This is a genomic window from Cryobacterium algoritolerans, assembly GCF_004402785.1.
GTDB classification, from domain to species: domain Bacteria; phylum Actinomycetota; class Actinomycetes; order Actinomycetales; family Microbacteriaceae; genus Cryobacterium; species Cryobacterium algoritolerans.
In genome coordinates, this window is record NZ_SOFP01000049.1 from 1 (window position 1) to 26,040 (window position 26,040).

Below are 26,040 nucleotides of genomic sequence, written 5' to 3' on the forward strand. Positions count from 1 at the left end.
CGCGGCCGGCGTGCGGGGCGCAATGGCGCGGCGGCCGGCGTGGGGCGCGCTGGCGGGGCGGCCGGCCTGCGACACGATGGCCGCGACATCCGGCCCGACGTCGACGGTGGATGCCGTGGGCACGGAGGTCACGGACACGGACGTCGTGGGCATGGAGGTCACGGGCACGACCGCCGGAGCCCCTTCGGCTTCGCGCTGCGCGCGCAACTCGCGACGTGACGGGAAAGCGTTCTGGTTCTCTGTAGGAACGGATGTGCCGGGTTCGCCGGAATAGGGCAAAATCTGGTCCTCTGCGTGGCCTGGTTCGGGTCTGAGCTCCCCCCACCCTATGGGAATACGGGCGGGATGTCACCCCCGTGCGTTACCTTTTCGTTACAATCGCAGGTCAGGCCGCAGGTCAGGCCGCAGGAGCGAGGAACTCATCCCATTGCGGTAGCGGCCGCTCCGCTCCGCGCACCACCCACGCCGTGCCCAGCGGCATCCGCGGGTGGAAGAGCAGGCTCCAGCCCATCTCCCCCGGAGTCCGGTCGCTCTTGAGGTTGTTGCAGCGCAGGCAACACGCTACAAGGTTGTCCCAGGTGTCGCGGCCGCCGCGCGACCTGGGCTGCACGTGATCGATGGTGTTCGCGGTCGTGCCGCAATAACAGCAACGGTGATCGTCACGGCGCAGCACGCCCCGCCGGCTGACGGGCACCGACCGCAGCCGCGGGATGCGCACATACCGGGTGAGCAGGATCACACTCGGCCGGTCCCACGACCCGGATGACGCCCAGACCGGGTGACCCTGGTCGGACTGGACGATCGTGGCCTTCTGGTTCATGACCAGGATGAGGGCCCGTTTGAAGGAGACCACGGCGAGGGGCTCGTACCCCGCGTTGAGGACCAGTGTGCGCATGCGTTCCCTCTCGAAAAGGGCTGGACGGCTTCCAGCCATTCGAACTACGTCCCAATGCGGCGAGCGGGAACCGAGCAGGCAAACAAAAAGGGCGCCGTCACAATGACAGCGCCCTACTGGAAACAACGTGACTGAGACACGCGCGACCTAGACATGCTTGACTACTGCGCCTTGGCGCGAAGCGGCAGCGCACATCCATGGTGTGGATCGTGCGCCGCTCGCGCCGTGGCTCTTCGGAAAATTCGCAGAACATCAGATGAACAGGTTAACCCAGTTTCGGCACCGGACGAAGCGCCGGGCCCAGAATCCGTCAGGTGTTACGCAACGTTCACATTCCGAGCGATCAGATGCCGAGTCGAACGATGTAGTACGAGCTGGTCCAGATCGGCTGCACGCGCACGGCGGCGCCCTCATAGGGCGCGTGCAGAATGTTTCCGTTGCCGGCATAGAACCCGTCGTGACCGTCCATGATCACCAGGTCGCCCGGCTGGGCGTCGGCCAGGGCGATCCGGGTTCCGGCGGCGCCCTGCCCGGTGGAGGAGTGCGGGAGGCTGATCCCGAACTGGGCGTAGACGTACATGATGAGGCCCGAGCAGTCGAAGCCGGCCGGGGTCGCCCCGCCATAAACATACGGGACGCCCTGGTACTGCGACGCGACGCCGTATACCGACGCCAGGTCGAAACTCGGATGGGACGGATTCGCGAGGTACTCCGCGACGGACGGTCCAGAGTACGACGCGGCATACGACGTCATCTGCGCGGCTACTTCCTGACGCCGGGCCTCGGCGGCCTTCGCGGCCACTGCGGCCGCGGCGGCCGCCAGCTCCTCCGGCGTGGTCGCGGTGAACCCGTCCCGAGCGACGCTCACTGTGGCCGCATGGTCGGCGACCTGAACGGTCTGAGCACCCGAACGGGTGAGTTCGGTGGACGCCGTGGCACCGAAGTTAGACTCCGTCGAGCTCGGAGCGAACGCATAGGCCGGGATAGCCATGGTCGCGACGAGCCCGCCGGCCAGGGTCATGAAGACCACATTGGCCAGGTAGCCGCGGCGACGGGATCGCTTCGGCGGGGCGTCAACGGGTGCGCGACGGGGGGCGACGCCCGTGCCGGACCGCGCCAGGGCCTGGGATACGTCGGCCAAGTCTGCTGTCGGGTTCATTGCTCGGAAAATGCGTCGTCTACGTGAAGTGGCCACAGTGTGAACCTCCGGCGCCTCGGCAACACTAGGGAGTTGCCCCGTCCACTGCGCTGATCGCCGGTGGTGCCGTGCCAGGAGACGGAATAAGGCGTCCTGGTCCGGGTCCGTCGGCCGATTTCCAGCCTGTGGACGCCCCCGAGGCTACGTGACGTTTATCCGTTTGTCACTCGAAATTCACATTTTTCTAACAAATTGGTAACGAAACCCGCGCCGTTTCGGGGCGGACGGGCGGTGAAAACTACCCCGGAACCAGCGGCGTCGCGACGAATATGTGGCTGGCAACCTCGTTGGGAAGTTCGAGCCCGTCGCCGCATCCGTCGACCCGCACGAGCACGTAGGAACCGGCCGCGGAGAACACCCCGGTGTTGCCCGGGAGCACCCCGGAATTCCTCAGTTGGGCCAGGAGCTCCGGATCGAATTGCACCGGCTCACCCAGTCGACGGATGACCGCGGTCACGGGCTCGGGAGAACTCCCGACCACGTCGACCAGGCTGGTCACTCCGGCCATGAATGCGACCGCCGGGGAATCACCCAGTTCGTCGAGGCCGGGGATCGGATTGCCGTACGGGGACTCGGTGGGATGGCCGAGGATCTCGAGGATCTTGCGCTCAACCTGTTCACTCATCACATGCTCCCAGCGGCATGCTTCGTCGTGCACGAACTCCCATTCGAGCCCGATCACGTCGCTCAGCAGGCGTTCGGCGAGGCGGTGCTTGCGCATCACGTGCACGGCCTTCCGACGACCGGCCAGAGTCAACTCAAGATGCCGGTCACCGGAGACGACGACGAGGCCGTCCCGTTCCATCCTCGCGACGGTCTGCGACACTGTCGGGCCGGAGTGGCCGAGCCGCTCCGAGATGCGCGCCCGGAGGGGGACGATGTTCTCCTCCTCGAGGTCCAAAATCGTCCGGAGATACATCTCGGTGGTGTCGATCAGATCAGTCATCCCCAGAGCCTCCCGGTCGGCCTCCATGCAAGTGACAACCTTACCGTCGCGGCACCGACAACTAGAATCGCCCTATGCAGAATCTGACTATTCCCTCTGAACTCTTGCCCCTCGACGGACGATTCGGCTGCGGACCGTCGAAAATACGACAGGAACAACTCGACTACCTGTTAGCCGTCGGATCCAATGTCCTTGGCACCTCGCATCGCCAAGCTCCGGTTAAAAATTTGGTTGGCCGGGTGCGTGCCGGGCTCAGCGAGATGTTCAGGATGCCGGAGGGCTATGTGGTCGTCCTCGGCAACGGCGGGTCGACAGCGTTCTGGGACGCAGCAGCTTTCTCCCTTATTTCGAAGCGAAGCCAGAACCTCGTGTTCGGCGAGTTCGGCGGCAAGTTCGCCAGCGCCGCGGCTGCCCCGTTCCTCGAGGCCCCCGATGTGATCAAGGCTCCGGCCGGTTCACGCAGCGCGGCCGTTGCCACCGAAGGGGTCGACGTTTACGCCTGGCCCCAGAATGAGACCTCCACCGGCGTGATGGCACCCGTCACCCGGGTGAACGGCGATCTTGGTGCCCTGACAGTGATCGACGCGACCAGCGCGGCGGCCGGAATCGACTTCGAGGCGGACCAGGCGGATGCCTATTACTTCGCCCCGCAGAAGAACCTCGCCTCGGATGGCGGCCTGTGGATCGCCCTTTTCTCCCCCGCCGCCATCGAGCGGGTCGAACGCATCGCCGCCGGCGGACGATACATCCCCGAGTTCCTGAGCCTGAAGAACGCGATCGACAACTCCCGCCTCAACCAGACCCTGAACACCCCGGCCGTGGCCACCCTGCTCCTGATCGAGAACCAGCTCGACTGGATCAACGGGAACGGCGGCCTCGCCTGGGCGTCTGCGCGCACAAAGGAATCGTCATCCGTACTCTACGACTGGGCAGAGAGCGTCGATTACGCCACACCGTTCGTGACTGATCCCGACCACCGCTCGCAGGTCGTGGCCACGATCGACTTCGACGACCGAATCGACGCCGCGGCCGTGGCGAAGGCCCTACGGGCGAACGGGATCTCTGACACCGAGCCCTACCGCAAGCTCGGCCGTAACCAGCTGCGCGTGGCGACGTTCACGGCGATCGAACCCCACGATGTGCGTCAGCTCGTCAAGTCGATCGAATACGTCGTGCAAAACCTCGGCAGTTAGGCGTCGTCATGCGCATCTGGTTGAAGGACAGCGAACGCCGGCCTGACCCTCTGCCCGCTCGCGCGGACGCCCGCATGGCGATCCTTGCGGGATCTGCAGCCTGGCTCCTAGCCCTGGTGCTCGCTGTCTTCTTCCAGGACGACCTTGCGGCGGCGGGACTTGGCTGGTGGCCGGCGTGCGCCGCCATCGGCCTCGGCCTCGGGCTCGTCGGCCTTGGCTGGGTGCAGTTCCGGCGTCGGTAGCGCCTCACCGAAGTCGATCCCGTCGAGCATGACTTCGTCGCGGTCGTCGTCGAGGGCGCGCGCGTCTCCATCCGGCTCGTCGTGGTAGTCCGACTCGTCATCGTCGTCATCATCATCATCATCGTCGTCGTCATCATCGTCGTCGTCGTCGTCCGATTCGTCGCCGTCATCGTCCGTGTCGAGGGTCTCGGCTGCGGCGACCGCGGCCGCGAGCTCCTGCGCGGTGCGGTAGTCGGCGAGCCGGTCGGACCAGGGGGTCCAATCGGGGGCGACCAGAGACTCATCGCCGGGAGTGAGCTCGGTCTCGAGAACGGACGGCGGGGAATCGTCGTCGACCCGGGACAGGCTCACCGTCCAACGCCAGCCCGGGTAACCGGTCATGGTGCAGTCAAAAAGCAGGGTCAGCACGTGTTCGCCCTCGACGATGTGGCCGACGATCTCCCCGATGGTGTCGGCCGGGGTGATGTCGAGCAGAGCCTCGTGGGCCAGGTCGACTGCGGCCAGCAGAGTGGGATCCGCCTGATCAAGCATCGAGCTCCTCCGCGATCTTGCGCAGCATGGCGGCGATCTTGTGGCTGTGCGCGCTGTCGGGGTAGCGCCCGCGGCGCAAGCTCGCACCGATGCCGTCGAGAACCTTCACGAGGTCTTCGATGATGATCGCCATGTCATCGGCCGGCTTGCGGCTGAGTTTCGCCAGGCTCGGTGGGGCCTCGATGATGCGCACGGACAGCGCCTGCGCGCCCCGCTTGCCATCGGCGATTCCGAACTCGAGTTTCGTCCCTGCCTTGACCGTGACTCCGGCGGGCAGCGCAGAAGCGTGGAGGAAGACCTCGTGGCCGTCATCAGACGCGATGAAACCAAAACCCTTCTCCTCGTCGTAGAACTTGACCTTGCCGGTGGGCATCTGGACCTCGCTGCATTCCGGGCGCGCGGAATGCGTGCCAACCACACCCAGCCTATTCGGTCGGACCGAGAGATGCCCCGTATCCTTGGGAGTGTGACCAATCAAACTCCACATGCCGCCAGCCGGCTCGAACGCATCCTGGCTTACATGGTTGCGAGTGTGGTGGGTCTGTCGATTCTCGCCTTCCTCGCCGTGATCATCGGCACTGCCGCCGGAGCAGGAGCCGACAACGGTTTCGGCCAGGGTGTGTGGCCCGCCGTGCTGGCTCTGCCGCTCTTCGGCCTGCCGCTCGGGTTTCTGCTGATCATCGCCCTCATGGTGATGACCGCTATCCGCCGCGCACGCGATGCACGACAGAGTAGGGAGTAGCCGCCATGCTCATGCTCGCCTCACGCCTGCGGGCACTCGACGACGCGGCGTTGCGTCGCACGCTCGAAATCCGCGCCGTCTCGGCCACCGGCATCCGGGACTTTTTCGATCTTGCGGAGACCCTCCTCGAACCCGATGCCGTCCAGCGCGCCCTGGTCCAGCTCGACCGGGCCACCGTCGCGGTTCTGGCCGTGGCCGGGCAACTGTCGATCGTGACCGACCCGGACTCCGCCCCTCCCGAGCCCACTCTGGCCGAGCTGGCCGAACGTCTTTCCGAGCTCGCCGGTTCCCCGGTTCCCGAAACGGATGTCTCGTCGCGCGCCGCCGTACTGGATTCCCTGATGCTGGGCCGCCTCTTCGACACTCGATTCCGGCCGTACGATGCCGTGGCCGCCCAGCTGCTGGTCTGGCCGTCCCTCGGGTTGCCGACCGCAACCGAACTGGCCGCGGCGCCAGCGCCGTCCGCCCTGGCCAGCGTGTCCGCCACCGACACCCGCTTCACCGACCGGCTAGCCGCCGAGCGCGCGTTCGCCGCCGTGTCATCGATCGCCGAACTCGTCACCGAACTCGCCCGCGAACCGGCGAGGGAACTCAGCCGCGGCGGCCTCGGGCTGCCGGACACGAAGCGCCTTGCCGCCGTCATGGGCGTCGAACTGGAAGCAGTGGCGTCCTTCGTCGCCAACGCGGCCCGCGCCGACCTCATCGCCCACGCCACTGGCTACTGGAACGAAACGGAGGCCGGCGAAGCCTGGCTCCTCGAGGGCACCGCGCGCCGCTGGGCCACGATCGCCGAGTCCTGGCATGCCGCTCTCCCCCCGGACGTTCGCGGCATCCTCGCCCAGCGGCCCGGCGTCTCCTGGGGCGAGGGCCTGCGCTCGTTCGTCGCCTGGCTGTACCCGGCCGGCGGCGAATGGATGGACGACCGGGTCACCGAATTCGCCGACGACGCCGAACTCATCGGCATCACCGCCCACCAGACCACGAGCCCGGCCGGTGCCGCGGTGCTGGCCGGCGACCTCGACGCGGCGATCGCCACGATGACGGCCGCCCTGCCGGCCGAGGTAGGTGCCGTGTACCTGCAGAACGACCTGTCCATCGTCTCGCCCGGTCCGCTCGCCCCGTCGATCGACGCCCGCCTGCGCGGACTTGCCGACGTCGAGAGCCGTGAACTCGCCCTGAGCTATCGCATCTCGGCGACCTCGGTCAATCGAGCCCTCGCCGCCGGGGAGAACGCGGATTCGCTGCTCGATTTCCTTCGCGCGGTTTCCCTGACCGGGATCCCCCAACCGGTTGACTACCTGATCCGCGAGTCGGCGGCCCGGTACGGCCGGGTGCGGGTGGGTGCGACGGACCCGGCCGCGTCGCCGGCCCAGAGCTACGTGCGATCCGAGGACCCCGCCCTGCTCGGAACGATCGCCGTTGACCAGACCCTCACCCCCCTCGGCCTCGTCCGAGTCGACGAGAACCGGCTGACCAGCAGGTTCGGCAACGACGTCGTGTTCTGGGCCCTCAGCGACGCCCGATATCCGGTCGCCGCCGAGAACGCGGCGAACGAGATCGTGCACCTGCGCCGCCACCAGCTCGCCCGGGTGGCGCCGGTGGCCACCGTCGACCCGACGATCGCCCTGGTCGAGAAGCTGCGCGCCAGCGACGGCGGCGAAGGCCAAGCCGCAGATGCCTGGCTCGCCAGGCAGCTCGACTCGGCGATCAAGGCCAAGCAGACCGTCGTCGTCAGCATTGCCATGCCGGGCGGCGTGGTCGTGGACTATCTCCTCGAGCCGGCCAGCGTGGGCGGCGGACGATTCCGGGCGCGCGACCGACGAGCCGACATCGAACGTACCCTCCCCCTGTCGAGCATCATCAGCATCACGCCCGCCCCGTAAGCGGGTGGCTGTCGTTCCAGCACACTCGGGTAGAGTTGATGGTTATGTCTGATGGCCCCCTGATCGTCCAAAGTGACCGCACCGTGTTGCTCGAAGTCGCGCACCCTCTCGCCGAGGATGCCCGCCACGACCTGGCAGTGTTCGCCGAGTTGGAACGCGCGCCGGAACACATTCACACCTACCGGATCACCCGACTCGGCCTGTGGAATGCGCGCGCCGCCGGGCACGACGCCTCAGACATGCTCGCCACGCTCGAGAAGTACTCGAAGTTCGCCATCCCGCAGACCGTCAGCGTCGACATCACGGAGACCGTCGGACGCTACGGACGCCTCGTCATCGAGCGGGATGCCGAGGGCCGGCTGATCCTGCAGAGCAACGACCAGGCTGTGCTCACCGAGGTCGCCGGCGCCAAGCGCATCTCACCGCTGTTGATCGGGCATCCGTCGCCGGATTCGTTCCTGGTCGAGCCGTGGGCCCGCGGGCAGCTCAAGCAGGAGCTCGTGAAGCTGGGCTGGCCGGCCGAGGACCTCGCCGGCTACACGCCGGGCACTCCGCATCCGATCTCGCTCCTCGAAGACGGTTGGGCGCTCCGGGACTACCAGAACAAGGCCGTCGCCAGTTTCTTCGACGGCGGTTCCGGTGTGGTCGTGCTGCCCTGCGGCGCCGGCAAGACGCTCGTTGGAGCCGGGGCCATGGCCACCGCGAAGACGAACACGCTGATCCTGGTCACCAACACGGTCTCGGCCCGCCAGTGGCGCGACGAACTGCTGAGGCGCACCACCCTCACGGCCGAGGAGATCGGCGAGTACTCCGGTCAGGTCAAGGAAGTCAAACCGGTCACGATCGCGACGTACCAGATCCTCACCGCCAAGCGGAAGGGCGAGTACGCCCACCTCGAACTACTCGACGCCATGGACTGGGGCCTGGTGATCTACGACGAGGTGCATCTGCTGCCAGCGCCCGTCTTCAAACTCACCGCCGAGCTCCAGGCGCGCCGCCGCCTCGGCCTGACCGCGACGCTCGTGCGCGAGGACGGCCGCGAGGGCGACGTGTTCAGCCTGATCGGCCCCAAACGCTTCGACGCCCCGTGGAAGGAAATCGAGGCGCAGGGCTTCATCTCACCGGCCTCCTGCTACGAGGTGCGGATCGACCTGCCGCAGTCCGAACGGCTCAGCTATGCCGCGGCGGCGGACGACGAGCGTTACCGGATGGCGGCGACGGCTCCGGCGAAGCTGGACGTGGTCAGGCGCCTGGTGGCCAAGCATACGGGCGAGCGCATCCTCGTGATCGGCCAGTACCTCGACCAGATCGACGAGCTCGCCGACGCCCTGGGCGCCCCAAAACTCACCGGCGCCACGCCCGTCGACGAACGCGAACGCCTCTACCAGGCCTTCAGGGTGGGCGAAGAGAACCTGCTCGTGGTGTCGAAGGTCGCGAACTTCTCGGTCGATCTCCCGGAGGCCACCGTCGCCATTCAGGTATCCGGATCGTTCGGTTCACGCCAGGAGGAGGCCCAGCGCCTCGGCCGACTGCTCCGCCCGAAAGAGTCCGGCCTGTCGGCGAACTTCTACACGCTCGTCGCCCGGGACACCGTCGACCAGGACTTCGCCCAGAACCGGCAGCGCTTCCTTGCCGAGCAGGGCTACAGCTACACCATCCTCGACTCGCAGAACCTGGACTCCGCTGCCATGGTCGCCTGATCCGCTCCCTCCCTCCCTCACTCACTCACTCACTCACTCCCTCACTCACTCACTCACTCACTCACTCACTCACTCACTCACTCACTCACTCACTCACTCCCTGCCGCCCCACCTGCCGCCCTCACGTCGCCGAACTGTGACTTCGACACGGTTTTGGCGCCGTTTTCGGTACCGAACTCACCGTTCGGCGGGTCAGGACGGCGGTTAGGAGACGGGCGGGAGAGGGAGCGGGGTGCGGCGGGCGTAGCGCAGAAAGAGCATGTCGCCGGCGGTGAGCACGTGCAGCAGGGCCATCTGGCGGCTGACGGCGGAGTCGCCGCGGGCGATCCGGCCGGCGCTACCGCCCTCGAGCACCGGGCTGATGGTCAGGCAGAGTTCGTCGACGCAGTCCGCCGCGATCAGCGCGCCGAACAGGTGCGGGCCGCCCTCGCAGAGAATCTGGCCGAGCCCGCGGGCGACCAGCGCGCCGACCATCACTGTCGGGTTCACGGCCTGTTCACCGCAGACGAGCACATCGGCCACCTCGGCCAGCTCGGCCCGGCGCCCGGCCGGCGAACCGCCGTGGGTCACGACGATCGGTCGCACCGCCGCGTCACGGAAGAACGGATGCCCCGGCTCCAGCTCGAGCCGCGACGACACGACCGCCACCGGCACCTGGGCCGGAAGTCCGTGGCCGAGCCGCCAGGCGACATCCGCCGGGCTGAGCCGGATACCGCCGTACCCCTCGGCACGCACGGTCCCTGAGCCCACGACGATCACGTCGGAGAGCAACCGCAGGGTGTCGAAGACGAGTTTGTCGTCGTCGTTGCCGAGCCCTCCGCTGAGCCCGTCGACGGTGGCGGCCCCGTCGAGGCTGGCGATGAAATTTACCCGAACCCGAGTCTCGGCGCGGTCGGCAACCCGGTATCGCCGGATCAATTCGGCCTGATCCAGCATGCTCAGGCCTGGTTGTGGCGCAGGTAGGCCGGCTGGCGAAAGCCGAGGATCGCTTCGGTCATCCGCACCGCGTCCACGGCGGCCGCCACATTGTGCATGCGCACGATCCTGGCCCCGTGCAGGATGCAGTAGACCGCGGCGGCGAGGGACCCCTCGACCCTGCCCCCACGTTCTCGGTCGAGCGTCTCCCCCACGAAGTCCTTGTTGGACACCGCGACCAGGGTCGGGTAGCCGAGAACGGTGATCTCCGCGAGCCGCCGAGTGAGCTCGAGCGAGTGGGTGGTGTTCTTGTTCAGGTCGTGGCCCGGATCAACGATGATCCGTTCGACGGGAATCCCATGGTCCAGCGCGAGGGCGACCCGCTCCCGCAGGAACGCAGAGACCTCGTCGACGACATCGACGTAGCTCGGCGCCGGGTGCGGCGTGCGCGGCGGGGCCAGGCTGTGGGTGATCACAAGGGTGGCGTCGCTGTCCGCGACGACATCGGCCATCGCCGGGTCGTGGATGCCGGTGGTGTCGTTGATCACGTGCGCGCCGGCCTTGATGCTGGCGGCCGCGACCTGAGGGTGGAACGTGTCGACCGAGATGACGGCGCCGGCGCCGCGGAGGGCCTCCAGAACAGGCACCACCCGGTCGATCTCCTCGTCGATCGGGATCGGAGGGCCGGGGGCAAATTTGGCACCGCCGATATCGATCCAGTCCGCACCGTCCTGGATCGCTCGGCGGGCGGCGCGCACCGCGGCGTCCAGCGCGAAGGTGGCGCCCCTGTCGTAGAACGAGTCAGGCGTGCGATTGATGATGGCCATCACGGCCACTTCTCGGGAGAAATCGAACACCCGGCCGCCGATCAGGCGGCGGGGCTGGAGCAGGTCGGGGAGCGCGATGAACGGTCGGGCGGGCGCGGTGTCCATGTCAGGTCCCCTGGTCGGCTGCGTTGGTGAGTATTCCCTCGAGTGCAATGCTCTCATTTCCGAGCAGGTGCGGGTCGAACCGGAGTCCCGAACGGATGATGGCCTGCACGGTCTCGTTCACGTCCCCGACGTTCACGTTCATGCCGGCGACAACCCGGCCGTCCGCCAGCCAGAACGCGACGAAGGCCCGCCCGGCACGGTCCCCGCGGAAGACGACGACGGCCTTCCGCGCCCGCTGACGGTAGCCGGAGTATTCCATTGCCAGGTCGAACTGGTCGGTGAAGAAATACGGGATCGCGTCGTAACTGACCGCCTGGTCGAGCATGGACCGTCCCGCCGCAGCCGCCGCATACTCGGCGTTCGCCCAGTGCTCGACCCGGAGATGGTGGCCGAGAACCGGGTGGAAGACGCTGGCGACATCCCCGACCGCGTAGACATCCGGGTCGATGGTGCGGAAGGCCGCGTCCACCACGATGCCGTCGTCGACGTGCAACCCGGCGGCGCGGGCCAGACCGTCGTCCGGCAGTGCGCCGATCCCGACCAGGACGACATCCGCCGGCACCTCTTCCCCGCCGGCGAGGAGAACCCCGGCCACCCGCCCGGCGCTGCCGGTCAGCTCCACCACGACCGTGCCCATCCGCAGGTCCACCCCGTTGTCGCGGTGCAGCCCGGCGAAGACGGCGCCAACCTGGTCGCCGACCGCGGAGCCCAGCGGAACGCGCCCCCGGCCGAGCACTGTGACGGCGTTTCCGTAGCCGCGGGCGGTGGCGGCCACCTCGAGGCCGATCCAGCCGGCCCCCACGACGACGACCCGGCGGCCGCCACCCTCCAGGTCGGCACGCAACCGCTCGGACTCGGTCACCGTGCGCAGGTGGTGCACGCCGGCCAGGCCCGCTCCAGGCCCGGTGAACCGCCGAGGGAAGGCACCCGTCGCCAGGAGCAGCTTGTCATAGTGCAGGGTGGGACCGCCGGCAATGGCCAGACGATGGGTGTCCAGCGCAAGGTCGGTCGCCGGGTGCCCCCGAAGCACCTCGATGTCCTGGTCGACGTACCACCCCGGTGGGTGTACATCGACGGATGCCCGATCGACGCTCCCGGCCAGGTAAGCCTTGGACAGGGGCGGCCTCAGATAGGGGACGTGCTCCTCGCCGTCAACGAGGATGAGCCGACCGCCGAATCCCTCGGCGCGCAGGGATTCCGCGGCGCGCGCCCCGGCGAGGCCGCCGCCGGCGATCACAAAGGTTGACACACGCACGACAGACTCCTAACGACGCCAGTCCAGTTGAATCTGACTCCAATCTACCCATGTAGCCGCCGTGCCCCCATCTCTCAGGAAACCACCAGCTAACGCGCAGATAATTACGGCATGACCGATGGCCCCCGCATTCTTATTGTCGACGACGAGCCCAACATCCGGGATCTCCTCACCACCAGCCTGCGCTTCGCCGGTTTCGCCGTGCGCGCCGTCGGCAACGGGGCGCAGGCGATTTCCGCTGTGCTCGAGGAAGAGCCCGACCTCATCATCCTGGATGTGATGCTGCCGGACATGAACGGCTTCGGCGTGACCAAGCGCCTCCGTTCGGCCGGATACACCGCGCCCATCCTCTTCCTCACCGCCAAAGACGACACGGAGGACAAGATCACCGGCCTCACCGTCGGCGGCGACGACTATGTCACGAAGCCGTTCAGCCTCGACGAGATCGTCGCCCGGATCAAGGCGATTCTCCGCCGCACCATGCACGCGGACGAAGACGCGGTCATCCGCGCCGGCGAACTCACCATGGACCAGGACACCCATGAGGTGCTCGTCGGTGACGAGCCGATCGAGCTCAGCCCGACCGAGTTCAAACTGCTGCGCTACCTGATGCTGAACCCGAACCGGGTGCTGTCCAAGGCCCAGATCCTCGACCATGTCTGGGAATACGATTTCAACGGCGACGCCGGAATCGTCGAGTCCTACATCTCCTACCTCCGCCGCAAGGTGGACGCGCACTCGACCGAGCCCCTCATCCAGACCAAGCGCGGATTCGGTTACATGCTCAAGGCAGCCAAGGCGTAGTCCCAGACTCCGTCCCTACACTGGGGGCCTGATGCATCAGTCACTAATGGAGCGGTGGAGCCGCATCTCTCTCCGCTCCAAGATCACCGGCGTGACCGTGCTCATGCTGACTCTCGGTCTGCTCGTTTCCGGGGTCGGCACGATGGCAATGCTGCGCCAGTACGTGATCCAGCAGGTCGATGCCCAGTTGCAGGCGGATGCCCAGACCGCCTCCAACGGCTACTCCGCCAGCGCACTCGGCCAAGGCAACCCCGCGGTGGTCTCATCCGACTATTTCGTCGCGCTCTACGACGAACACGGCACACTCAAGGACCACACCTGGAAAGATCGCCCCGCGCAGGAGATCCCGCTGATGAGTTCATCTCTTGACCTGCAGTCGGTCATCGAACTCGACGGCAGGACCCTCACCCTCAAGGACTCGGCGCACGACACGGAGTACCTCGCCGTGGCCGTTCCCCTGGTCATCACCCCCCAGGGGACCCTGGGGACACTCGTGATGGCGATCTCACTCAAGCAGACCGAGAACACGATGGCCACCTACCTCACCATCTTCCTGGGCTTCGGGCTCGGGGTGGTGCTTGTGGGCGCCCTACTCACCCGACTGCTGGTCACGACCACATTCGCGCCTCTGCGCGAGGTGGAGCGCACCGCGGCGGCGATCGCCGACGGCGACTTCAGCCAGCGCCTCGGCGGGGCGACGCCGAACACCGAGGTCGGCCGCCTCAACCGGTCCCTGAACACCATGCTGAGCCGCATCGACCGGCTCTTCAAAGATCGTGCGCGCACGATCGACCAGATGCGCCGTTTCGTCGGAGACGCCAGCCATGAGCTGCGCACCCCCCTCGTTTCAGTGCGCGGCTACGCCGAGCTCTACCGCATGGGCGCCCTGCAGACTCCTGAAGAGGTGGCCCAGGCCATGGAGCGCATCGAGAAGGAAGCGATCCGGATGGGCGGCCTGGTCGAGGACCTCCTCGAACTCGCCCGCCTCGATGAGACCAAGCCCCTCGCCCTCACCCCCGTCGACCTGATGCCGCTGGCCAGGGACGCCGCCCTCGATGCCATGGCGTCCTCCCCCGGTCGGAGCGTCACAGTTGTCACGCCCACCCCGACCGAGTTCGAGGATCCCGGCGACCGGCCGCAGATCGACCTGGCGCACTCCACCGGGGAGGTCACGACGCCCGCTCCGCTGACGTCGTCCACGGCGTCCCCGCCGAAACCGGAGGAGCAGGTCGTCCACACCGGCAACGTCTCCTTCGCCGGCGCCACTCTTGCCCGGCTGCGCACCCGAAAGCCGCGCAAGACGGATGCCGCTGCGCCGCTGCCTGCGGCGGCCCCGCTGACCCCGCCCGGTGACGTGCAAGCGGTCATTATGGCCGAGGAGAACAAGATTCGGCAGGTGATCACGAACCTGATGGGCAACGCCTTGCGCTTCAGCCCGCCGGACAGCCCGGTCGAACTCGAGGTCTGGGTCGACCGCAGGAACCAGCGGGCCTCGGTAGCCGTCGTCGACCACGGCGAGGGCATTCCACCGCAGATCCGGGACAAGATCTTCCAGCGATTCTGGCGCGCAGACACCTCGCGTGCCCGGGAGACCGGCGGCAGCGGCCTCGGCCTCGCCATCGTCGCCTCCATTGTCGCCAGCCACAACGGCACCGTGCAGGTGCTCGAAACGCCGGGCGGTGGAGCCACGTTCCGGGTCTGGTTCCCGCTCGCCGGGTCGCCGAACGCGCCGCACCGCCTCCACGTGCCGTCCGCCTCGTAGCACCCCGCATTCCTCCCCCTGGGTCTCCCCGCACGTCCTCTGCACGGCTTGGACGGGGTTCAGCCGTGCACCCGGCGTACAGTCCTAGCCTGTTCGGCATTCCCCCTGCCGAAAGGACAACCATGGCCCGATACCAGGTCGACAGCGAGGCCGTGCTCAGCACGACCGTCACGGCACGCGCCTCGATGGGACTAATCCAGTCCGAGGTCGCCTCGCTCATCTCCCTGCTCACCGCGTTGGAGGGAACATGGTCCGGCCAGGCCGCCTCGGCCTTCCAGGCGGCGGTGGCCGACTGGCGCGCCACCCAGGACCAGGTCGCCCAGTGCGCGGAGGCGCTCGGCCAGGCCTTGAGCCAGGCCGGGCAGCAGTACGCGGAGATCGAGCAGGCGAACGTGCGGCTCTTCTCCCGGTGAGCGGCCGGGCAGACGAAAGCAGGGCGCCCCCCGAAGGAGACGCCCTGCCGTGGATCTGTTCGAACTTAGAAGTCCATGCCACCTGACGGGTCGCCGGCCGGCGCGGAGTTTTTCTCCGGCTTGTCGGCGACGACGGCCTCGGTGGTGAGGAACAGTCCGGCGATCGACGATGCGTTCAGGAGCGCGGAACGCGTGACCTTTACCGGGTCATTGATTCCGGCAGCGAGCATGTCGACGTACTCACCGGTCGCGGCGTTGAGGCCCCAACCGATCGGCAGGTTGCGCACCTTGTCGGCGACAACGCCCGGCTCCATGCCGGCGTTGAGTGCGATCTGCTTGAGCGGAGCGTCGATGGCCACGCGCACGATGTTCGCGCCCGTTGCCTCATCGCCGGTCAGTTCCAGCTTCTCGAAGGCGGTCTTGCCGGCCTGGATCAGCGCAACGCCTCCCCCGGCGACGATGCCCTCTTCGACGGCAGCCTTCGCGTTACGGACGGCGTCCTCGATGCGGTGCTTGCGCTCCTTGAGCTCAACCTCCGTCGCGGCGCCGGCCTTGATGACGGCAACGCCGCCGGCGAGCTTGGCGAGACGCTCCTGGAGCTTCTCACGGTCGTAGTCGCTGTCGGTGTTCTCGATCTCGCTGCGGATCTGCTGCACGCGTCCGGCGATGGCTTCGGGGTCTCCGGCGCCTTCGACGATGGTGGTCTCGTCCTTGGTGATGACGATCTTGCGTGCGTTGCCGAGCAGGTCGAGGGTGACGTTCTCAAGCTTGAGGCCGACCTCCTCGGAGATGACCTGGCCACCGGTGAGGATGGCGATGTCCTGCAGCTGCGCCTTGCGACGGTCGCCGAAGCCCGGAGCCTTGACGGCGACCGACTTGAAGATTCCGCGGATCTTGTTCACAACGAGCGTGGCCAGGGCCTCGCCGTCGACGTCCTCGGCGATGATGAGGAGCTGCTTGCCGGTCTGGATGACCTTGTCCACGATGGGGAGCAGGTCCTTGATGTTCGAGACCTTGGAGTTGACGATCAGGATGTACGGGTCTTCGAAGACCGCTTCCTGACGGTCAGGGTCGGTCACGAAGTAGGCGGACAGGAAGCCCTTGTCGAAACGCATGCCCTCGGTGAGCTCGAGCTCGGTGCCGAGGGTGTTCGACTCCTCAACGGTGACGACGCCTTCCTTGCCGACCTTGTCGATGGCCTCGGCGATGATCGCGCCGATTTCGGCGTCGCCAGCGGAGATCGATGCGGTGGCAGCGATCTCTTCCTTGGTCTCGACCTCTTTGGCGTTGGCGATCAACTCGGCGATGACGGCAGCCGTCGCCTTCTCGATGCCGCGCTTGAGGCTGATCGGGTCGGCGCCGGCTGCGACGTTGCGCAGGCCTTCGCGAACGAGGGCCTGAGCCAGGACCGTCGCGGTGGTGGTGCCGTCGCCCGCGACGTCATCCGTCTTCTTGGCGACCTCCTTGACGAGTTCGGCACCGATCTTCTCGTACGGGTCGTCGAGTTCGATTTCCTTGGCGATGGAGACGCCGTCGTTGGTGATCGTGGGGGCGCCCCACTTCTTCTCCAGCACGACGTTGCGTCCACGCGGGCCGAGGGTGACCTTGACGGTGTCAGCGAGGATGTTCAGGCCACGCTCAAGGCCGCGACGGGCCTCTTCGTTGAAAGCGATGATCTTTGCCATATGTGTTTCTCGTCCCTCCCGGACGTTACCAAAACGATGATGGGTTGGCACTCAAACGGAGAGAGTGCCAAATCGATTCTGGCACTCTGGGGTCGAGAGTGCAAGTGAACGGCGGGGGCTATGGCACCAGGATGACCGAGCCGCGATCCACCGGGACGAGCTCAATCCAGGTGTTGCCCGGGGCGAGGCGGATTGTGACCGCGTTGTCGTCGGTCAGGTGGATCGGTGCGTCCTGAGCTGCCTTGGTCCAGAGCGCGTGCAGCGTCTTGCCGCCGGTGGACACCCAGGCCTCTCCCGAGCCGATCATCGTGGTCTTCGGAACGTGGAGATAGGTGTCGTCGATGGCCACTCGCAGGGCGAGCACGTTCGTTGACCGAAGTTGCACGCCGCCCGCGTCGAGATCGGGCGCTCCCTCCTGCCGGCGCAGATACACGCCCGACGCGGCATCCCAGGTCCAGTCGGGCCAGCGGGAGTCGGAGAACCTCGAGCTGATCGTGGTCACCGGTATGCCGTCGACCGCTGCAGAGGACTCAGGGACGGTCGCCGCGTAGGCGAACTGCTGGGGTGGTGCAGGCACCGCGCCGTTGCGGTCGACGAGTGCCTTCGCCCGCAGGACGACGTTGTGAGGTGCCTCCCGTTCGTCGGTGCGTGAGAACAGTCCGGTCTCGTCGGAGTCGAAGGCCGCGTTGACCACGGAGGTCGCCGTCATCATGTCGACGAATTGCTGCTGGCCACCCGAGTAGGCGACGATGCCGCCCAGAGGCGCGATGACGTCGGGGTCCATCGGTCGGATCGACCGGACCGGTCCGACCACGTCTGGGATGTCGGAGTGCCAGACGGCGACATAACGGGTCAGTCCACCCTCGACGAGTTCCTCGAAGACAAGGTCGGTGCGCTCGAGGCCGAATTGAGGCCTGGCCGCCTCGTGGTCATCGATCTTCACAGCCAGGGACGGATGCGCCAGGCTGCCGGGCGGGACGCCGGTGCCTCGCAACGGGAACCTCTCCGTCGCGATCGGCGGGGTGTAAGTCGACTCCGCCTGGCTCGCCCGCGGACTCGCGGTGGGCGCCGGGCGGTCCGTGGAACACGCCGAGAGCAGGAGCGCACAGGGAAGAAGCACGGCGCCGATGAGCCGCGCCGTGCTTCTTCGCCTGTCTGATGTTCTGTACGCGCTCACGTCCCACACACTAACGCCACGCGGTCAACCCGCCTGCGCGCCTGAGGGCGTGCCTTGAGAACCGATTCGCCTGGTCTGAGATATCAGACCGGGCGCACCGATTCAGCTTGTGGCCCCTTTGCCCCGGTCCCCAGCTCGAAGATGACGTGCTGGCCCTCTTCGAGAACTTTGTAGCCGTGCATGTCAATGGCGGAGTAGTGGACGAACACGTCCTGTCCACCTCCATCGACAGTGATGAAGCCGAAGCCCTTTTCAGCGTTGAACCATTTGACGGTTCCGTTCGCCATGTCTTACTCCCTGTTGCAGTAGTTCCCTCAGCACTCGCCTTGTGGCCGTACCGGGCCTGGCGCAGTGACTGCGTCCATCGTGTTCGATCAGTGGAATACGCCCCCTGCGGGGCGCCTGTGCGAATAAATGAGCGACCAATTTCAGATATTAGTGAAGCCGCAGAGGAACGAAAGGGGGTTGACGACGAGCAGGCCGACGTATAAGCAACGAGTGGAAAGTAGAGTCTCGCCTGCACTTTCAGCGGCGGCCATCGCACGCGAGTTCACGGTCAGCCCGCCGGGACGTAGTCCTTGCCGACCACGACGGTGAGGTCGGCACCGGATTCGGCGAAGTCTTTGGCGAGCAGGATGTCCGACCCGGGCAGGGACGCGGCGACACCGCGGGCCGCACCCTCCAGCTTCGCGTCGGCATAGTAGACGATCGTCTTCGGCACATCTTCGGTGCTGGCGTTGCTGAGTGCTCCGACGGTCCAGCCGGCGGCCGTGAGCACGTCGCCCACGGCGGCGGCCACACCGGCACCTGCGGTCCCGTTGAGCACAGTCACCGACAGTCCGGGGTCTACGGTGGCCACGGCCGTGGGCGCCGCCGTCGGCGTGGCGGCTGGGGCGGAAGTGCTGGAGGACGGGGATTGTCCGGGCAGGTCAAAGCTGAGGCGGTTGTTCAAGGCGGCGAGCACGGCCACCCCAACCCCAATGAGCACGACGGTCGTGGCGAGCGCCCACCAGAAGGCGACCCAGCCCCGGCCCTTCTTCGGCGGGGCGCGGTGCGCTCCGACCCGTTCAGTGGAGTGCGGGAGGTGGTCGAATCGGTCTTTCGGGTGCGATGTCGTCATCGTGGGACTGATTCGTTCCTTTTTCGGCTGTGCATTGGCTGGTCGAGCGGACGTATTTAATTAGAGGGGTGGAGCGAGCGGCCGTCCCTGGCCTGCGCCCGGGCGTCCCTCATCCGATGCAGGCGCTTCACCAGCATCGGATCATGGGCTAGCGCCGCCGGCGAATCGATCACGACGGCCAGGAGCTGATAGTACCGGGCGGCGGAGAGGTCGAATTGGCCGCGGATTGCTTGCTCTTTCGCTCCGGCGTGCCTCCACCACTGCCGTTCAAAGGAGAGAACAGCCGCATCCCTCTCGGTCAAACCGGCGGGAGGCTCGACGCGCTCGGCTGTGTTCGCTGCCTGGGTTCCGTCCATGTGCCACTACCTCCCTGTCTGTCATCCTATTTGTCACGGTCTGGATACTCGCTGGACCACCCCGGCAACGTGAAATGAGGTGTGAATCCGCTGTGCGCCCTGCCGGGCCGGAATACCGACCGGGCCGGCCGAGTTTAGGCTTGGGGAGAACAGCAGTCGGCCGTGCCCCGGTCGAGACGGAAGGACACACGATGGACTACGAAGTCAAGAAGTCAGACGCCGAGTGGCGTGAAGATTTGGGCCCTGAGCGGTACGCGGTCCTGCGCGGAGCAGCGACCGAGCGGGCATGGACCGGAGAACTGCTCGACGAGGCGCGCTCCGGCGTCTACACCTGCGGAGCCTGCAACGCGGAGCTCTTCAAGAGCGGAACCAAATTCGATTCCGGCTGCGGCTGGCCGAGCTTTTACGAGTCGGTGCGACCGGAGGCTGTCCAACTGATCGAAGATCGCTCGCTCGGCGTCGTGCGCACGGAGGTGCGGTGCGCGAACTGCGGTTCGCACCTGGGCCACGTCTTCGACGACGGTTTTGGAACGCCCACCGGCGACCGGTACTGCATGAACTCCATCTCGTTGAATTTCACTCAGGTCGAGTAGCGAGTGCCCGTGGTCCTCGACGCGGTCGGCCGTCGCCGTTCCTATTCCAAGGTGACGTCCGCGGCGCCCACCCACGAAGACCTCCTGCCTCTGGTCGCGGCGGCGGCCAGGGTCGCCGACCATGGTGCACTACGCCCGTGGCGTCTGATCGAGCTCCGCGGAGACACTCGCCGTAGGCTGGGCGACGTGATGGCGGCGACATCCGGCGCCACCGGCGCTGACGCCCTCAGGCTGGCCGAGAAGCCGCTCCGCGCCGAGCTGCTCATCGCCGTGGTCGCCAGCCGTCGCGTCAACGCGAAGGTCGCCGACTGGGAACAGGACGCCGCAGCAGCCGGAGTCGGGCACGCCCTGAGCCTTCTCCTCGCCGATGCCGGCTGGGGCGTGATGTGGCGCACCGGACCGTTGGCCAGAACCCGCCCCGTCCACGACCTGCACCGCCTCACCGAATCTGAGGACCTCCTCGGCTGGCTGTTCGTCGGCGGTATTCCCGAAGACGCCAAGCCCGGCGTGCGACAAGCCATCGACCCGTCGGAGTTCCTGAGCGTGCTGTAACCCGTCTCGCCCTCGGGAGAGGCGGTGCTCATGGGCATGTCTGGCACCCCGGTCCAAGCACGCGTCGCCCCGATTGGACACCGTTACTTCACGGAATCGTCGGTTTCGCCTCCCCGCCGGCGTCACCGACACGTTCTACTCTCGAGCCGTGAGCACAGACACCAGAACACCAGCCATCCACATTTCAGGCGTCGTCGGGCAGGTAATCAGCGGGCCGACCATCCGCAGTCCCGACGGCGGCCCACGCCTCGAGACGCTGGCCGACGCCGTCCTGCGGCTGCTCTGGCAACTCGTCGGCGCCTATGTCTGGCTGGTGCTGCTTGCCAAGCGGGAACGACCCGCGAGGCGCTAGCTGGGGCCGGCCACGGGACTTGAACCCGTAACCCCCACTTTACAAGAGTGGTGCGCTACCAATTGCGCCAGGCCGGCATGAGGCGGATGCCGCCTCGGAACCCCATCCTAAATCACGATCGCGACCGGCGGGGCCACCGCGGTTCGCAACGGCGCTAACCGGCCGGGGTCGGGGTGGATGTCGAGTAGGTTTCCCCGGCGGACTGGAGCACGAACGCCGCGAATTCCTTGGGATCGTCGAGCGCACCGACATACTGCTTGCCGTTGACGAGCACGGTGGGCGTTCCGGTGATCGCCTTGACCGCGCTGTTGGGCAGAGGCCCGGACAGCGCCCGATCGGTGGCGGCAACGACCCAGGACTTGAATGTGGCATCGTCGATGCAGGAGTTGATCTTCGTGCGGGCCGCACCGACCCCCGAACTCTTCACCAGGCCCTTGATCTCCGAGTCGGCAAGCCCGGCCGTGCCTTCCTTGGGCTGGTCACCGAACAGCGCCGTGTTGAAGGCGTAGAAATCGTTTGGGGAGTAGTTGGAGACGCACGTCGCAGCGTTCGCGGCACGCAATGAATATTGCGTTCCAGCCGATTTGCTGGTCAGGATGGAAATCGGATGAATCTCCACGGTCGCGGCCCCCGACTTCACCCATTTGACGATCTGGGCGCTGTTGGTCTTCTCGAACTGCCCGCAGAACGGGCAGAGGTAGTCGACGTAGACCCTGATGTCGGCCACGGTGCCGGTCGCGTCGGGCTTGGACGCGATCGGCTTCGCCTTCGGCTGCAGCGCGGCAGTCTTGACGACCGTCATTCCCTCGCTGATCAGGATGCCATCGCTGGCCATGTTCGCAGGGCCGGGGCCGGCTGGACGGATCGAATTCATGATGATGAGCGCGATGATCGCGACCACGGCGATGGACACCACAGCAATGCCGCCCTGCAGGAAGACCCGGTTGCGGCGGTCTTTCTTCTTCTGCTCCACACGTAACTGGGTGGCCTTGATCCGAGCCGCGTCGCGTCGCTGATTCTTAGAGGGACGGCCCTCGGCTGATCCGCCATTAGTCATGAATGTTCGCTCCGGGTAGACAAGTGCACGGGCTTTTCGTCTGCGCATGCATTCCAAATAGTAGGTGCCCAGTCTGGGAAATCCCCAGACGGAGCCTACTAACGGTTTGGGTCGCCGAGACGATCCTCGCCGGGCGCTACCCGGCACGTGACATACTTGAAAGGTCGGTCTTGTGTGAACAGCAGGTGACCGGCAGCTAAATCCCATCACTACGGATCGTCCGGCACGTACCTGCCGGTGAAGGAGAATACTGACCATGGCTTCAGTCACGTTCGATAAGGCAACCCGTCTCTACCCGGGTTCCACCCGCCCCGCGGTCGACCACCTCGACCTTTCGGTCGCCGATGGTGAATTCCTCGTCCTGGTCGGTCCGTCCGGCTGCGGAAAGTCGACCTCCCTCCGCATGCTCGCCGGCCTCGAAGAGGTCAACGACGGCAACATCTTCATCGGTGAGCGCAACGTGACGGATGTCCCGCCGAAGGACCGCGACATCGCCATGGTGTTCCAGAACTACGCCCTGTACCCGCACATGACCGTGGCCGAGAACATGGGCTTCGCGCTCAAGATCGCCGGCGTCAACAAGGATGAGCGCGCTGCACGGGTCCTTGAAGCGGCCAAGCTGCTCGACCTCGAGCCCTACCTCAGCCGCAAGCCGAAGGCGCTCTCCGGTGGCCAGCGTCAGCGTGTCGCCATGGGACGCGCCATCGTTCGTCAGCCCCAGGTTTTCCTGATGGACGAGCCGCTGTCGAACCTCGACGCCAAGCTGCGCGTGCAGACCCGTACCCAGATCGCGTCATTGCAGCGCCGCCTGGGCGTCACGACCGTCTACGTCACCCACGACCAGACCGAGGCCCTGACCATGGGTGACCGCATCGCGGTACTCAAGGACGGCGTGCTCCAGCAGGTCGGTACCCCGCGCGATCTGTACGCGAAGCCGAACAACGTGTTCGTCGCCGGCTTCATCGGCAGCCCGGCCATGAACCTGTTCCTGGCCGACACCGTCGACGGCGGCATCAAGTTCGGGACCGCCACGGTCCCGGTCCCCCGCGAGACCCTCGACGGCTCCACCGGCAAGAAGGTCACCATCGGAGTCCGCCCGGAGGACATCCATCTGTCGGCCACCCCGGGTGAAGGCCTCGAAGTCGCCGTGGACTTGGTCGAAGAACTCGGCGCGGACGGCTACCTCTACGGCCACTCCACGGTCGAGGGCAAGCGCACCGACATCGTCGCCCGCGTCGATGGCCGCTCGCACCCCGCGGCAGGCGACACCGTCTACCTCACCCCGACGGCGCACCACCTGCACGTGTTCGACGCAGAGACCGGCCTCCGCCTGGGCGGGGCAGTCGCAGACTAAGACAGAGTTCACCACTGAAACGGTCGGACGGAGCGTCGCTTCGTCCGGCCGTTTCGCTATGCGCAGTTAGGCTCGAGACATGAGCGGTTCTCTCAATATCACTTCGGCCACGGCCGACCCGGCACTGCTCGACCTGCCCTGGCAGCTTCCGTTGGACGCCTGGCCGAACGAGAACATCGCGGCGCTGCCCAAGGGCATCTCCCGGCACCTGGTGCGTTTCGCGCACCTCAGCGGGCGCGTCGTGGCCATCAAGGAAACGACGAGCGAAATGGCCAGGCGCGAGTACGAGATGCTGCGCACCCTGCAGGGACTCGAGATCCCCTGCGTCGAGCCGCTCGCCGTGATCACCAACCGGACCACCGATGACGCCGAACCGTTGAACTCGGTACTGGTGACCCGGCACCTCAAGTTCTCGCTGCCGTACCGCGCGCTGTATTCGCAGACTCTGCGCCCCGACACCGCCACCCGTCTGGTCGACGCCCTCGCCCTCCTCTTGGTGCGGGTACACATGGCCGGGCTGTTCTGGGGCGACGTGTCCCTTTCGAACACCCTGTTCCGCCGGGACGCCGGCGCGTTCGCCGCCTATCTCGTCGACGCCGAAACCGGCCAGCTCTACCCCGGCGGGCTTTCCAACGGACAGCGAGAGAACGACCTCGAGATCGCCCGCGTCAACATCGCCGGCGAACTGATGGACCTCGAGGCCGGCGGCCGCGTCGCCGACGAGCTCGACCCGATCCGGGTCAGCAACGGCATCGTCGCCGCCTATCGGTTGCTGTGGACCGAACTCACCGGCTCCGAGTCATTCTCGAGCGCGGAACGCTGGCGCATCACCGAACGCGTCGAACGCCTCAACGACCTGGGCTTCGACATTGAGGAACTCGCGATCAAGACCGACAGCACCGGGACGACCGTGCGGATCCAGCCGAAGGTCGTCGACGCTGGCCACCACCAGCGCCGCCTGCTGCGACTGACCGGCCTCGACGCCGAGGAGAACCAGGCCAGGCGCCTGCTGAACGACCTCGACTCTTACCGGGTTTCCTACGGAGACCCGGACGCCGACGAGGAGATGCTCGCCCACGAGTGGCTCGTGCGGGTCTTCGAACCGGTGATCCGCGCCATCCCCCGCGACCTGAAGGGCAAGCTCGAACCGGCCGAGGTCTTCCACCAGCTGCTCGACCATCGGTGGTTCATGGCCCAGAACCAGGGCAGGGACATCCCCCTGGCCGAGGCCGTCACGTCCTATGTCAAGGATGTGCTCCGTCACCGCCGTGACGAGGCCACGGTGATCGAGCCGCCGACCGGCTCCATCACACTGCCGATCGACGTGACCGACGACGCGGTCGCCGCAGCCGCGGACGCGGCCGACACTGCCGCCGCCGACGAGACCGACTGGCGACTCAAGGTCTAGACCGAGCCGCTGAGATACGCGAAAAGCGCCTTCATTTCTCGGATGAAGGCGCTTTTCGCGTAATTCAACCGGCCGAGGTGTCCCAGCGGGTCAGCCGACGGTGGCGGCGGCCTTCGCTGCCTTCGCGGCGGCGCGGAGCCGCGAGATCTCGTAGAGTGTCACGCTCGCCGCGATGCCGGCGTTCAGCGACTCCGTTGTGGCGCTGATCGGGATCGAGACGATGGCGTCGCAGGTCTCGGTGACGAGGCGCGAAAGTCCCTTGCCCTCGCTGCCGACGACGACCACGATGGGCCGTTCGGCGAACCCGATGCCGAGCTCGGGTAGTGACGTGTCGCCCGCACCATCGAGGCCGATCACGAGCACGCCCTTCTCCTTGAGCGCCTTGAGCGTCTGGGTGAGGTTGCTCGCCATCGCGACAGGCGTGCGCGCCGCGGCGCCGGCGGAGGTCTTCCAGGCCGACGCGGTAACGCCGACCGAGCGGCGCTGCGGCACGATGATCCCGTGTCCGCCGAAGGCGGCCGTCGAACGGATGATCGCACCCAGGTTGCGAGGGTCGGTGATGCCGTCCAGCGCGACGAAGAGCGGCTTGTGCCCGCGGCTGATGGTCAGCTCGAGCAGTTCCATCGGGTGCGCGTACTCGTACGCGGGCACCTTGAGGGCGAGGCCCTGGTGCACGGAGTCGCGGCCGGCCAGGCGGTCCAGCTCCGGGCGCATCACCTCGAGCACAGGGATGCCACGCGTGGTGGCGAGGGAGAGGACTTCCTTGACCCGGTCATCCATCTCGATGCGCGTCGCGATGTAGAGGGCGGATGCGGGGATCTTTGCCCGCAGGGCCTCGAGCACCGAGTTACGGCCGGTCACGACCTCGTGCTCGTCGGCCTGCTTCGCGCGGCGGGTCGAGGTGCCGCCGCCGCCGCTGTTAGCGGTGCTGCGGGGCGCCTGCGAGCCGGCGGTGCCGCGGCTGCGGCCACCGCC

27 protein-coding genes, 1 tRNA gene and 1 pseudogene are annotated in these 26,040 nt (G+C 66.8%); 13 read left to right on the forward strand and 16 right to left on the reverse strand.

Annotation, left to right across the window (positions count from 1 at the left end; all coding sequences use genetic code 11):
- Positions 1–397 precede the first annotated feature (397 nt).
- The 3 genes from E3O19_RS11385 to E3O19_RS11395 form a co-directional block, all read right to left on the reverse strand.
- Positions 398–895, reverse strand: a complete 498-nt coding sequence (locus E3O19_RS11385; RefSeq protein WP_134567713.1) for an HNH endonuclease — start codon at positions 893–895, stop codon at positions 398–400.
- A gap of 343 nt (positions 896–1,238) precedes the next feature.
- Positions 1,239–2,054: a C40 family peptidase gene (locus E3O19_RS11390; protein WP_134567715.1), complete on the reverse strand. Its 816-nt coding sequence runs from the start codon at positions 2,052–2,054 to the stop codon at positions 1,239–1,241.
- Positions 2,055–2,331: 277 nt separating this feature from the next.
- Complete coding sequence (locus E3O19_RS11395; protein WP_134567717.1) at positions 2,332–3,039, reverse strand: iron-dependent transcriptional repressor DtxR; 708 nt, start codon at positions 3,037–3,039, stop codon at positions 2,332–2,334.
- 74 nt (positions 3,040–3,113) lie between these two features.
- Between E3O19_RS11395 and serC the strand changes: the two genes are divergently transcribed.
- Both serC and E3O19_RS18695 read left to right on the forward strand, forming a co-directional pair.
- Positions 3,114–4,232 carry a phosphoserine transaminase gene (gene serC / locus E3O19_RS11400; protein WP_134567719.1) on the forward strand — a complete coding sequence of 373 codons (1,119 nt, stop codon included), beginning with the start codon at positions 3,114–3,116 and terminating at the stop codon, positions 4,230–4,232.
- Between the two features lie 8 nt (positions 4,233–4,240).
- Positions 4,241–4,408: pseudogene (locus E3O19_RS18695) on the forward strand (DUF2530 domain-containing protein); the annotation flags it as partial.
- Here E3O19_RS18695 and E3O19_RS18700 read toward each other — a convergent pair.
- Together E3O19_RS18700 and E3O19_RS11410 are read right to left on the reverse strand one after the other, a co-directional pair.
- On the reverse strand, positions 4,340–5,005 hold the full coding sequence (locus tag E3O19_RS18700) for a DUF3027 domain-containing protein (protein WP_134567721.1): 666 nt from the start codon (positions 5,003–5,005) through the stop codon (positions 4,340–4,342). The pseudogene E3O19_RS18695 and the gene E3O19_RS18700 sit on opposite strands and share 69 nt — an antisense overlap.
- On the reverse strand, positions 4,998–5,378 hold the full coding sequence (locus tag E3O19_RS11410) for a cold-shock protein (RefSeq protein ID WP_134567723.1): 381 nt from the start codon (positions 5,376–5,378) through the stop codon (positions 4,998–5,000). The genes E3O19_RS18700 and E3O19_RS11410 overlap by 8 nt, the downstream gene beginning before the upstream one ends.
- A gap of 93 nt (positions 5,379–5,471) precedes the next feature.
- Between E3O19_RS11410 and E3O19_RS11415 the strand changes: the two genes are divergently transcribed.
- Genes E3O19_RS11415 through E3O19_RS11425 form a run of 3 tightly spaced genes read left to right on the forward strand, consistent with a single transcriptional unit; the run spans position 5,472 to position 9,330 of the window.
- On the forward strand, positions 5,472–5,747 hold the full coding sequence (locus tag E3O19_RS11415) for a hypothetical protein (RefSeq protein ID WP_134567725.1): 276 nt from the start codon (positions 5,472–5,474) through the stop codon (positions 5,745–5,747).
- 5 nt (positions 5,748–5,752) lie between these two features.
- Positions 5,753–7,630, forward strand: a complete 1,878-nt coding sequence (locus E3O19_RS11420) for a helicase-associated domain-containing protein (protein ID WP_134567727.1) — start codon at positions 5,753–5,755, stop codon at positions 7,628–7,630.
- Positions 7,631–7,674: 44 nt separating this feature from the next.
- Positions 7,675–9,330, forward strand: a complete 1,656-nt coding sequence (locus E3O19_RS11425; RefSeq protein WP_134567729.1) for a DNA repair helicase XPB — start codon at positions 7,675–7,677, stop codon at positions 9,328–9,330.
- A 204-nt stretch (positions 9,331–9,534) separates the two neighbouring features.
- Here the strand turns inward: E3O19_RS11425 and E3O19_RS11430 are convergent, their stop codons facing one another.
- The 3 genes from E3O19_RS11430 to E3O19_RS11440 are packed head-to-tail and all read right to left on the reverse strand — an operon-like array spanning position 9,535 to position 12,432.
- Positions 9,535–10,266: a pyrimidine reductase family protein gene (locus tag E3O19_RS11430; RefSeq protein ID WP_134567731.1), complete on the reverse strand. Its 732-nt coding sequence runs from the start codon at positions 10,264–10,266 to the stop codon at positions 9,535–9,537.
- A 2-nt stretch (positions 10,267–10,268) separates the two neighbouring features.
- Positions 10,269–11,177 (reverse strand): dihydropteroate synthase, encoded by a 909-nt coding sequence (gene folP / locus E3O19_RS11435; RefSeq protein WP_134567733.1) that lies wholly within the window; start codon positions 11,175–11,177, stop codon positions 10,269–10,271.
- A gap of 1 nt (position 11,178) precedes the next feature.
- The gene (locus tag E3O19_RS11440; protein ID WP_134567735.1) at positions 11,179–12,432 is read right to left on the reverse strand and encodes an NAD(P)/FAD-dependent oxidoreductase; all 1,254 of its coding nucleotides are present in this window, start codon (positions 12,430–12,432) and stop codon (positions 11,179–11,181) included.
- A 111-nt stretch (positions 12,433–12,543) separates the two neighbouring features.
- Between E3O19_RS11440 and E3O19_RS11445 the strand changes: the two genes are divergently transcribed.
- The 3 genes from E3O19_RS11445 to E3O19_RS11455 all read left to right on the forward strand — a co-directional run bounded on the left by E3O19_RS11445 (position 12,544) and on the right by E3O19_RS11455 (position 15,411).
- The gene (locus tag E3O19_RS11445) at positions 12,544–13,236 is read left to right on the forward strand and encodes a response regulator transcription factor (protein WP_134365269.1); all 693 of its coding nucleotides are present in this window, start codon (positions 12,544–12,546) and stop codon (positions 13,234–13,236) included.
- Positions 13,237–13,267: 31 nt separating this feature from the next.
- A complete protein-coding gene (locus E3O19_RS11450) occupies positions 13,268–14,998 on the forward strand; it encodes a sensor histidine kinase (protein ID WP_134567737.1) in 1,731 nt (576 codons plus the stop codon).
- Between the two features lie 122 nt (positions 14,999–15,120).
- Positions 15,121–15,411: a WXG100 family type VII secretion target gene (locus E3O19_RS11455; protein ID WP_134567739.1), complete on the forward strand. Its 291-nt coding sequence runs from the start codon at positions 15,121–15,123 to the stop codon at positions 15,409–15,411.
- A gap of 65 nt (positions 15,412–15,476) precedes the next feature.
- On the opposite strand, the gene groL is transcribed toward E3O19_RS11455, so the two are convergent.
- The 5 genes from groL to E3O19_RS11480 all read right to left on the reverse strand — a co-directional run bounded on the left by groL (position 15,477) and on the right by E3O19_RS11480 (position 19,749).
- Positions 15,477–17,096 carry a chaperonin GroEL gene (gene groL / locus E3O19_RS11460; protein WP_134567741.1) on the reverse strand — a complete coding sequence of 540 codons (1,620 nt, stop codon included), beginning with the start codon at positions 17,094–17,096 and terminating at the stop codon, positions 15,477–15,479.
- Positions 17,097–17,214: 118 nt separating this feature from the next.
- Positions 17,215–18,273, reverse strand: a complete 1,059-nt coding sequence (locus E3O19_RS11465; RefSeq protein ID WP_166804551.1) for a DUF3048 domain-containing protein — start codon at positions 18,271–18,273, stop codon at positions 17,215–17,217.
- A gap of 83 nt (positions 18,274–18,356) precedes the next feature.
- Positions 18,357–18,560, reverse strand: coding sequence for a cold-shock protein (locus E3O19_RS11470; RefSeq protein WP_134362230.1), 204 nt, complete (start codon positions 18,558–18,560; stop codon positions 18,357–18,359).
- A 269-nt stretch (positions 18,561–18,829) separates the two neighbouring features.
- On the reverse strand, positions 18,830–19,393 hold the full coding sequence (locus tag E3O19_RS11475) for a LytR C-terminal domain-containing protein (protein WP_134567745.1): 564 nt from the start codon (positions 19,391–19,393) through the stop codon (positions 18,830–18,832).
- Between the two features lie 56 nt (positions 19,394–19,449).
- Positions 19,450–19,749, reverse strand: a complete 300-nt coding sequence (locus E3O19_RS11480) for a DUF3263 domain-containing protein (RefSeq protein WP_134567747.1) — start codon at positions 19,747–19,749, stop codon at positions 19,450–19,452.
- 191 nt (positions 19,750–19,940) lie between these two features.
- Here E3O19_RS11480 and msrB point away from each other — a divergent pair, with 191 nt between their 5' ends.
- From msrB to E3O19_RS11495, 3 genes are all read left to right on the forward strand, one after another.
- Positions 19,941–20,342, forward strand: a complete 402-nt coding sequence (gene msrB / locus E3O19_RS11485) for a peptide-methionine (R)-S-oxide reductase MsrB (protein ID WP_134567749.1) — start codon at positions 19,941–19,943, stop codon at positions 20,340–20,342.
- Positions 20,343–20,351: 9 nt separating this feature from the next.
- Complete coding sequence (locus E3O19_RS11490) at positions 20,352–20,894, forward strand: nitroreductase family protein (RefSeq protein ID WP_338145096.1); 543 nt, start codon at positions 20,352–20,354, stop codon at positions 20,892–20,894.
- Positions 20,895–21,042: 148 nt separating this feature from the next.
- Positions 21,043–21,246, forward strand: a complete 204-nt coding sequence (locus E3O19_RS11495; protein ID WP_134567752.1) for a hypothetical protein — start codon at positions 21,043–21,045, stop codon at positions 21,244–21,246.
- Between the two features lies 1 nt (position 21,247).
- On the opposite strand, the gene E3O19_RS11500 is transcribed toward E3O19_RS11495, so the two are convergent.
- Both E3O19_RS11500 and E3O19_RS11505 read right to left on the reverse strand, forming a co-directional pair.
- Positions 21,248–21,323, reverse strand: a tRNA-Thr gene (locus E3O19_RS11500).
- 77 nt (positions 21,324–21,400) lie between these two features.
- Positions 21,401–22,303 (reverse strand): DsbA family protein, encoded by a 903-nt coding sequence (locus E3O19_RS11505; RefSeq protein ID WP_134567754.1) that lies wholly within the window; start codon positions 22,301–22,303, stop codon positions 21,401–21,403.
- A 256-nt stretch (positions 22,304–22,559) separates the two neighbouring features.
- Between E3O19_RS11505 and E3O19_RS11510 the strand changes: the two genes are divergently transcribed.
- Positions 22,560–23,657, forward strand: coding sequence for an ABC transporter ATP-binding protein (locus E3O19_RS11510; protein WP_134567756.1), 1,098 nt, complete (start codon positions 22,560–22,562; stop codon positions 23,655–23,657).
- A 79-nt stretch (positions 23,658–23,736) separates the two neighbouring features.
- Positions 23,737–25,065: a DUF4032 domain-containing protein gene (locus E3O19_RS11515; protein WP_134567758.1), complete on the forward strand. Its 1,329-nt coding sequence runs from the start codon at positions 23,737–23,739 to the stop codon at positions 25,063–25,065.
- A gap of 90 nt (positions 25,066–25,155) precedes the next feature.
- Here the strand turns inward: E3O19_RS11515 and rlmB are convergent.
- Positions 25,156–26,040 (reverse strand): 23S rRNA (guanosine(2251)-2'-O)-methyltransferase RlmB (rlmB, locus tag E3O19_RS11520; protein ID WP_134567760.1); only part of this gene is annotated, 885 nt, incomplete at its 5' end.